Source organism: Candidatus Microthrix parvicella Bio17-1, assembly GCF_000299415.1.
Lineage (GTDB): Bacteria > Actinomycetota > Acidimicrobiia > Acidimicrobiales > Microtrichaceae > Microthrix > Microthrix parvicella.
Map to the genome: position 1 here is coordinate 97,506 of NZ_AMPG01000008.1, position 8,596 is coordinate 106,101.

9 protein-coding genes and 1 pseudogene are annotated in these 8,596 nt (G+C 63.1%); 4 read left to right on the forward strand and 6 right to left on the reverse strand.

The window, feature by feature from the left end; all coding sequences use genetic code 11:
* Nucleotides 1-63 precede the first annotated feature (63 nt).
* Nucleotides 64-714, forward strand: coding sequence for a DUF3109 family protein (locus MPARV_RS0119595; RefSeq protein WP_020379468.1), 651 nt, complete (start codon nucleotides 64-66; stop codon nucleotides 712-714).
* Nucleotides 715-861: 147 nt separating this feature from the next.
* Nucleotides 862-2,745: a phospholipase D-like domain-containing protein gene (locus tag MPARV_RS0119600; RefSeq protein ID WP_100221379.1), complete on the forward strand. Its 1,884-nt coding sequence runs from the start codon at nucleotides 862-864 to the stop codon at nucleotides 2,743-2,745.
* A 310-nt stretch (nucleotides 2,746-3,055) separates the two neighbouring features.
* Here the strand turns inward: MPARV_RS0119600 and MPARV_RS0119605 are convergent, their stop codons facing one another.
* From MPARV_RS0119605 to MPARV_RS24030, 6 genes are all read right to left on the reverse strand, one after another.
* Nucleotides 3,056-3,871 (reverse strand): ABC transporter permease, encoded by an 816-nt coding sequence (locus tag MPARV_RS0119605; protein WP_012227837.1) that lies wholly within the window; start codon nucleotides 3,869-3,871, stop codon nucleotides 3,056-3,058.
* Nucleotides 3,868-4,653, reverse strand: a complete 786-nt coding sequence (locus MPARV_RS0119610; protein WP_020379470.1) for an ATP-binding cassette domain-containing protein — start codon at nucleotides 4,651-4,653, stop codon at nucleotides 3,868-3,870. Before MPARV_RS0119610 ends, MPARV_RS0119605 begins: the two co-directional genes overlap by 4 nt.
* Entirely contained in the window at nucleotides 4,650-5,021 is a 372-nt protein-coding gene (locus MPARV_RS24025) for an ArsR/SmtB family transcription factor (RefSeq protein WP_420886295.1), read from the reverse strand. The genes MPARV_RS0119610 and MPARV_RS24025 overlap by 4 nt, the downstream gene beginning before the upstream one ends.
* A gap of 532 nt (nucleotides 5,022-5,553) precedes the next feature.
* Nucleotides 5,554-5,994: a type II toxin-antitoxin system VapC family toxin gene (locus tag MPARV_RS0119625; RefSeq protein WP_012227828.1), complete on the reverse strand. Its 441-nt coding sequence runs from the start codon at nucleotides 5,992-5,994 to the stop codon at nucleotides 5,554-5,556.
* Complete coding sequence (locus tag MPARV_RS0119630) at nucleotides 5,957-6,211, reverse strand: type II toxin-antitoxin system Phd/YefM family antitoxin (protein WP_020379473.1); 255 nt, start codon at nucleotides 6,209-6,211, stop codon at nucleotides 5,957-5,959. The genes MPARV_RS0119625 and MPARV_RS0119630 overlap by 38 nt, the downstream gene beginning before the upstream one ends.
* A 332-nt stretch (nucleotides 6,212-6,543) precedes the next feature.
* Entirely contained in the window at nucleotides 6,544-7,149 is a 606-nt protein-coding gene (locus tag MPARV_RS24030) for a pentapeptide repeat-containing protein (protein WP_202948868.1), read from the reverse strand.
* Between the two features lie 427 nt (nucleotides 7,150-7,576).
* On the opposite strand from MPARV_RS24030, the pseudogene MPARV_RS0119640 reads away from it, so the two are divergent.
* Nucleotides 7,577-7,816, forward strand: a pseudogene (locus MPARV_RS0119640) (hypothetical protein); the annotation flags it as partial.
* Nucleotides 7,817-8,199: 383 nt separating this feature from the next.
* A partial coding sequence (locus MPARV_RS23255; RefSeq protein WP_020379476.1) for an S-layer homology domain-containing protein occupies nucleotides 8,200-8,596 on the forward strand: 397 nt, incomplete at its 3' end.

The following is an 8,596-nucleotide window of genomic DNA, read 5'->3' on the forward strand; positions in this document are numbered from 1 at the left end:
CAAGATTAGTGGGGACTGCTGCAGGCCACATCAATGATCGCCCCGCTCGTCTAGTCTCACGGCTTGAGCGAACAACAGCGCGAGCGGTTCGAGGATCCCGTTGACGGGACGATCTGGGATGTCGACGCTGCATTCCTGACGTCGAACTGGACCTGCATCTGGGGTAACGGCTGCAAAGGAATCCTGCCAAGAGACGCAGAGCACCTGAACCAAGGTTGCTGCTCGCACGGCACCAAGTTTCTCGATGAAGAAGAGTCGATGAACACCGGTGCGTTGGCTATGTTCCTCGATCCGTCAGTGTTCCAGTTCCACGCCGAGGCCCACGAAGGCGGCATCTACGCCGACGATGCTCGTACCCTTACGCGGGTGGTCGACGGTGCCTGCATCTTCCACAACCGTCCCGGGTTTGAGGGTGGAGAGGGATGCGCGCTTCACCTCGCCGCAATCGATGCCGGGGAGTCGCCAACCGAATGGAAGCCATCAGTGTGTTGGCAGTTGCCACTTCGCGCGGAGACCCGCTCCGACGGGTCGAAGGTCCTGCGACATTGGGCGCGCAGCGATTGGGACGACGACGACCTGACCATCGCCTGGTGTTGCACCGAAGAACCGGAGCCCTTCATCGGCGAAACAACGGTGGTTCATTCACTCGCCGAGGAACTGACCGCCTTGGTGGGCCCGGAGGTGTACGTCCAGATCAGAGACCGGCTCGGCTGACAAGCGTCAGGCCACGCCGCCGGGCCCACTGATCCTCGATGACGAACGGCGAGGGGCCCACCGTTGTTTCGGCGACCATCGGGTAGGTGGATCATTCGGTTGCAAGCTCGCTTTATCCGTGCGATGTTGGCTTCGGAGGTCGCCACCATGTCAGTGAGCACCGCGAGCACCGGGCCTTTTCGCCTCCGCGCCCGCCAGGGTGACGCCAAGACGTTGCTCTCCTGGGAACTCGACGACGCGGCGACATCGGGGCTCGCCGGATTTACGATCATCGCCCAACCGCCTGGCGGCGCGGCGTACTTCCTGTACAACCGCCTCACCTTCGCCGATCCATCGGCACATGCCCAGGATCCTGCGCAACCGACCAGGGCATCGATCAACTCGCCGTTTCACGCCTTTCGCTGGGTGCACCATCCCGGTCTGGTGCACCAGCGGCTTCAGCCCAACCTGGGTCGGTACTCCTACACCGTGACGCCCCGCTACTTCGTCGACCGGTCGATGGCGCCGATCGACCATGCCCTGGGCGCCAGCCTGACGATCGAGGTGGCGCCGTTTCGCAAGGGCCGTTTGCGGGTCGGCTTCACCCGGGGGTTCGTCCAATCCCAAGCGTACGCCGACCACTTCGGCCCTAAAGCGACGTTTGAGCCCCACGACCCGGAGCTCGTGTGGGACACCTCGCAAATCGCGGGTGTCGCCACCGATGGCACCAGCTTCACCTTCGAGGATCAGCATCGCTGGCTCGGCTTCACCGCACGACCACTGATCCTCGAGCTGTTGGACGAGGTTCGAGCCGACCCGGACATGACGCTGGACGTGTTTGCCTACGACCTGAACGAGCCGGCGATCCTCACGCGCCTTCTCGACCCCACGCTGGCCGCCCGCACCCGCATCATCCTCGACAACGCCGCGCTGCACCACGACGCAAAGCCACCACCGTCGGGCAGGCGTAAGCCCGAAGACGAGTTTGCGGAGCGGTTCGTCGCGCTGCCCGGGAGCCAGATCAAGCGGGGCCACTTCGGGCGCTACAGCCACAACAAGGTGCTGATCGCTTCGCGCAAGAACAGAGCCCGAAAAGTGCTGACCGGCTCGACCAACTTCTCGACCACCGGCCTCTACGTCAACTCCAACCACGTGCTGGTGTTCGACGACCCCAAGGTGGCCACGACCTACCGGACCGTGTTTGACGCTACGTGGGATGGCGACGTGGCCCGACGGTCCTGGCTCGAAACTGGGCTCGATCGGTCGGCCGTGTCGTTCGCCACCGCACACGTCCCCAGCACCGCGATCCACTTCTCACCCCACTCCAACGAGAACGCCACTTCGATCCTCGGCGGGCTCCTCGGACGCCTCGACCATGAGTCGACGGCGGCACCCGCTTCGGGCCGAAGCGTTCTCTTCGCCGTCATGGAGCTGAGCACCCGACGGAAGAAGGGATCGCCGCCGGCGAGCGACGACGAGCGGCGGGCGGGCAACCCCGTCTACTTCGCCCTCAACGAGCTGCATGCTGATCCGGCCTGTTTCAGCTACGGCATCTCGGACAACCCGGACGGCATCAAGCTGTACCGGCCCGGACAACCCGGCGGGGTGCTGGTCACGGGCAAGCCCACCGCGGTTCGGTTACCCCCTCCCTTCAACCAGGTTCCACGCGTGGCCGGGCACCAGATCCACCACAAGTTCGTGGTGTGTGGCTTTAACGGTGAGGCGCCGGTTGTCTACTGCGGATCGTCCAACCTGGCGCTGCGCGGAGAACAAGTCAACGGAGACAACCTCATCGAGATCAACGACCCCGACGTGGCCACCGCATTTGCGATCGAGGCGATCGAACTCGTCGACCACTTCAACTTCCTCAGTCGCTTCAGCACGGATGGATCCTCCCCAAAGATCAACACGGCCAAGCCGGTCGAAGCCGCCGCCAGGATCGGCTGGCACCTGGGCACCACCGACCTCTGGGTACACAAATTTTACGATCCGGACGATCTCCGCTGCCGCGACCGCTGCCTGTTCGCCCAGCAGTTCGCCGCGGAGCCATGAGCACCAGATGACGCCCAGCGGTCGCACACCCGGGGGAGACAACCCCCCGCCCGGTCCTCAGCGGCGTGCGGTCCGGCTCCGCCCAGACGCTCCCTTGGCTCTCAGCCCAACGCCCATCAGAGCCTGCAGGAACCGCAGCGCATCAGTCATCGCTCAACCGAGCAACCCCACGTGATGGGACTCACCCAATGAAGGCCGTATAGGCGCGTGGCCGGCTGTTGAGGGCGGCGCGCCAACAAACCCGCCGGATCGGCTACATCCCAGTCCCCCGTATGGAACCTGGCTTGCAGGGCGGGAGCGATTCGAACTCTCAACCTTCGGGCGACGATGGTGATGGCAGCGCTCGCTTGACGGGCGTCGGCAGTTCGAGTCGATGATCGCTCGTGCTCAGCCGCCGGGCGACGCCGCCACCGATGACGACGGCGGTGATGGCGACTGAGCCGAGGATGAGGAACATCACCGCGGTTTGCACCAGGACGGCATCGACGGGATCGACACCGGCCAACAGGAGCCCGGTCATGGTGCCGGGTAGAGCGATGAGGCCAACGATCTTGGTGGTCTCGATCTGTGGGCCGATTGCGGTGCGTAGGGCCTCTCGTACGTGGGGTCGGACAGCCATGGGTCCGGTCTGGCCAAGCGAGAGGCGAACTTCGATCTGGTCGCGGTGCTCACTGATCTCGGCGAGGGTGCGACGTGCCGCGAGGACGGTGGCCGCGATCGTGTTGCCGAGCAGCATCCCTGCGGTCGGGACGATCGTGCGAGGTTCGACCGGAAAGATCCCGAGGCCGAAGACCACGACCAGACTCACGCCAACCGCAGAGCCGAGGGCCACCATGCTGAGGCTGAAGAGACCGGGGATCTCCTTGGCCCGATTGGCAATGGTGGCTGAGCCGATGACGACCATGGCCGCAACCCAGAGCCATGACCAGACCTGCGGGGTGTCGTCGGCAAGGACGAGTCCGAGGGCACCCCCGATGGCGAGCATCTGCGCCAGGGCTCGGAGACTGGCCCACGCTATGGAGCGCTCAAGGCCGAGGTGCTTGCGCATCGACACCACGATGGCGGCGACGATCAGGATCATCGAAGCTGCGACCCCTTCGATACCAATGGACGAGGCGCTACTCACCTGACCTCACCCTGCAGGAAGCGGTCGACCTCGGGGAGGGGGCGGGCCAGGACGTCACGGACGGTGCCGTGCTGGAGGACTCGCCCGGCGACGACCACCAGGGTGTTACGGGCGACGCGAACGAGTTGGTCGAAATCGTGGGTGACCCAGATGGGGGTGATCCCTTCTACGGTGAGCTTCGCTACGAGTTGTTCGATGTGGGCGGCGCTGTTCGGGTCGAGGGCGCTCGTGCCCTCATCGAGGAGGAGCACGTCAGGGCGGGTGGTGAGCGATCGGGCCAAGCCAAGCCGCTGGAGTTCACCGCCAGAGAGGTCGCGGGCTGAGCGTTTGGCAAGTGCGCCGTCGAGTCCGACTCGGACCAGGGCGACCTCGATGTCGTCGTCGTTTAGGGTCGGGTCTACCTCGCGGAGGTTGTCGGCTGCGCTGCCGTCGAGGGCGGTGGGCCGCTGGAAGACCATGGCCACCCGGCGCCGCAGTTCGGTCGGTTCGATGGTGGAAAGGTCGTTGCCGCGGTAGCGGACCGTGCCGGAACTGGGGGCTTCCAGTCGATTGCAGAGTCGCAGGAGCGTCGACTTCCCCGAGCCCGACGGACCGATGATGGCGGTGGCGCCGTCGATCGGGATGGCGACGCGGTCGAGCTCGAGGATCGTGTGAGCTCCGCGCTCGACGACGACATCCTCGAAGAAGAACAAGGCGCGGGGGTCAGACGCAGCAGACGCTTCGGCGGCCAAGGGTTGCGTCGTCGTTCCCGGTTTCGAGCGTTGGCGAAGGGCGCGAATCACCCGGCAGCTCCATCAGCGGCATCGTCGACGTGAGCGTGGGAGTGGGGGTGGGGGTGGGGGTGGGAGTGGGAGTGTTGACTATCAGGGCGTTGGTGGGGATGGGCCGTTCCTGCGATGTGCTGACTGTTAAACAGAGCCTCGGTTGCAAGTCGCTCGATGTGATCGTTGACCAAGGCGTAGAGGACCCGGGTTCCCTGCCGCTCGGTCCGAACGAGCTTGGCAAGACGCAGCTTTGCCAGGTGCTGGGAAACAGCAGCCGGGTTGGCACCCACATGCTCGGCGAGATCGTTCACTGCGTGGCGGCCGTGCAACAGCGTCCACACGACCCGAAGTCGGGTGGGATCGGCTAGAAGCTTCAAGGTCGCCACTGCAGTTTCCAGCTGATCATCCGACGGGTCCACTGGCTGCGTATCCACGCAGGTAGTGGAGCATACGGGTCTGGGCTCGCACAAGCTGGGAAACGGAGCCCACAGCTGACCGTTCCCCAGCTGTGGCGGCTGGGCGACGCATCTCTGGACCCAGGAGGGACGACGACGAAATGAATGGCTGCGTCTGAGCGCCACCTACATGTGCCGAAGCCCGATGCCGGAGCCCGATGCCGGAGCCATCCGGAAGACGAGAGCTGCCGTTACCGCTGATGACGAGACAGGAGGGGATTGCCGGTCTCGCCGCCGAACTCGGTGTAGCCGAACCAGTTCGAGACGATATCGCCGGGTCGTGGACGCAACGACGGCAGTTCAGCGTCTACGACACCGACCCCGGGGGACCCGCACAAGTGGCCCCTTTCAGCTGGCGCAAGGGTGGTCCCTACCAGGTGGCGCAACCACCCAAAAGTGGTCCCTACCAACTGGCGCACGACAACGGACGATCCACTATCCAGGTAAGCGAGAGGGTGGGCACTCAAATCGCGATGATTTCCACCAGATCGCCCAAAGCTGCGAAGTCCCCGGGGTTCCGCGTGTAAAGCGGTAGCCCTACCGAGCAAGCGATTGCGGCGATCATCAAGTCGACAGCCCGGGTCCCTCGCGCCTTCCGACCAACAGATAGGACCGCTGCATAGATCCGCCCGTACGCCCTCGCCGCTTCGGCATTGAACGGCAAGGGATCGAACGCCGCCTCGGTTCGCTGCAGCCGGTCCTGCCGACGCGCCCGTTCGTTGGAGTCCGTCGCGGCGTGTGGGCCGGCGGCGAGTTCGGCCATCGTGAGTGCGGTGACGGCGACCTCGATGGGCAGCGCGTGCGCCTCAAGTTGATCGAGGTCGATCACTACCGAGGTGTCGAGAATCCCCCGCTTGGGTCGCTCGTCAGCCACGAGGGGTGACGTCTTGGCCGGCAACGGCATCGAGATCTTGACGGAACTTGTGAGCGTCGACTGTCGGTGCGGTTCGGAAGATCTCGGTGACAGACGCTGCGGTCACAAATCGGAGGCGGCGCAGCGGTGTGAGCTCCCCGACTGGCACACCGTTACGGGTGACGACGAAGGACTCGCCTTCGTCGAGGCGACGCATGATCTCGCCACTACCGTTGCGCAGCTCTCGCTGAGTAATGGTCTGCTCCATCCAGTCAAAGTAGCACGCCGTGCTACATCATCTACGGGCAGTGCGTTCCGGCACGTGTGGCCTGACGGTTACCCGCAGCCAGGTGATGGAAGGAGCGAGAAGACCTCGGTCGAGTGCACGACATTGCGGAGTTCGGCTGGCAATCCCAGGGGCCATCACCCCAGCGAAACCGAACCAAGCGTCGAAACCGTCGACACAGCGGAGTCCAAACAGCTCATACCACAGGCCTGACCCAGGGCGGTCCAACCACCAGCATCCACACCCGAACGAACACCCACCCACAGCCACAGTCGCACGCCCACCACCCAATTATCCGTTACCGGCCCACGCTCCTAGGGTCTGTAGGAGTTTTCGGGTGGATCAAACCCTGTCGGCCAGGTAGGTTCACTGCCGGGTTCCCATTGCACACCCTCAAGAATTGTCGACTCCAGATTGGCTCCTGAGAAGTCGACCGAGTCGATCCAGGTTTGCTGCAGGTCGGCTCCAGAAAGGTCGGCGCCCGCCAAGTTTGTTCCGGTTAAATAGGCGCCAGCCATGTCGGCCTGACTAAGGTTGACATTGGACATGTCCGAACCACTCATTCCGATCCCTCGCGTGCTTCCCATCAGGTTCATACCTGACAAATCAATACCTGAGATGTTAACACATCTAAGATAGTTATCATCCTCAAAGTTGCCTTCTTCGGATATACCAACCGAGGCGACCTCTGCCCTCGTCAGTTTGATCAACCCTTCCGGACACACTCCTTGTTGGATTCCACGCCATTCGCGGTTGGTCACTTCGTCGATCCCACTTAGTCCTGTGTCCTGGACACTGTTGTCAGCAGATACTGGAATGGTTCCCGCCGATTCCCCATCACCCGTGGTGCATCCTATGGATAACAGCGTGACAACCAAGATGCTCGCGGACTGGCAAATCGTTGCGATCTTAGCATTCATTTCGAGTCCCTCCATGCGAGATACAGGCGCATGGCACCAACGTTGTGCCCGAACCTTTATCTACAGCAGGATAGTCTACCGGTACACCGACAACAAGGCGGAGTGACGCAGGTGGAGTGTTGGTAACACGATACTGAACCTGGTTTCATTCGTATTTAATAATGCCGAGTCCGCGTGCCCCGCGCTACTTCTACCCTTCTCAAGTGCTGCACTGTTTCCGACACCAGCGACCGGAAGCGCAGGTTCCGTGGCGCATCGAGCACTTACAACGGGCGCGGGATCGTGTGTGCTCTCAAGTGGGGTGTGGGGCATTCGCACAGGAGCACCGTTCGCTGCCGGATGGGACCTTCGCAAAGCTCGTCGACGGTAACAGCTGGCAAGAAGACCGTTCTATGATCGTTGCAATTGATGGCGAAGCGGCGCAGGGAAGTCAACGCTCGCGGCGGCTCTCGCGCAAGGATGCGTCGCTCACGGCGTCACGGTCACGGTGATCGACAACGACGACGTCTATGCCGGCGGCACGGCCGAGAAGTGGGATCGTCTGTCGCCGGAAGAACGAGCCGAGCGAGTGATCGATTGGCGACGACAGCGCCATGTGTTGAGCGACCTTCGCTCCAACGGTAGCGCCAGCTGGCATCCGTTCGACTGGGACGCACCGGACTGTTGAGCGCCACCCGATTGGGATTCCGGTCGTGTTCCCATGCGATCGACGCGCACCTCGTGGACGGCGACCGATGTGGTGATTGTCGAGGGGCCCTTGCGCGTCCAGGACCCGGCCAGCCTCACCACGCCCCACAGCAACGACAACTCCACTGAGGGCCACCCCATCCTCACCCAAGCTGTCCCAAACCCAGGCCCCCATCCTCAACTCAACCTGGGTGGCGTTCAACAGCAACAGAGATCCATCAATCCCCACTACCCCCCTGATACCAGAATCCCACTCAATATAAATCTTGACTTTGTGCTTGCCTGTCTATCTGATCAAAAGGGTATGTTTTCCCAATGGGGCGTCTTCGGGTAGTTCAGCTGATAGCAGGTTGGTTATTTGTGATGGGATTGGTGGCGACCCTTGGGGCGCCGGCCGGGGCGCAGGGCAGTTCCCAACCCGACACACAGGACGTCGCAGACGCGTCGTGTACCGCGCCGGCACCGCATGGCCTCACTGATGTACCCGTCGGTTCCTACTACGACATTGCCGTCGGATGGCTGCTGGAAGCCGGGATCACCCAAGGGACCTCACCGGACAAGTTCTCGCCGTCGGGCAAGGTCACCCGAGCACCAATGGCCCTGTTCTTGTGGCGCGCCGCCGGAGAACCCGCACCTACGGGAGCCCACGGGTTCACCGACATCCCACCCAACAGCTCCTACGAGACCGCGGTCACCTGGCTGATCGAACAACACATCACCTCCGGCACCGGCCCCGGCAAATACTCACCATCAAACCCCA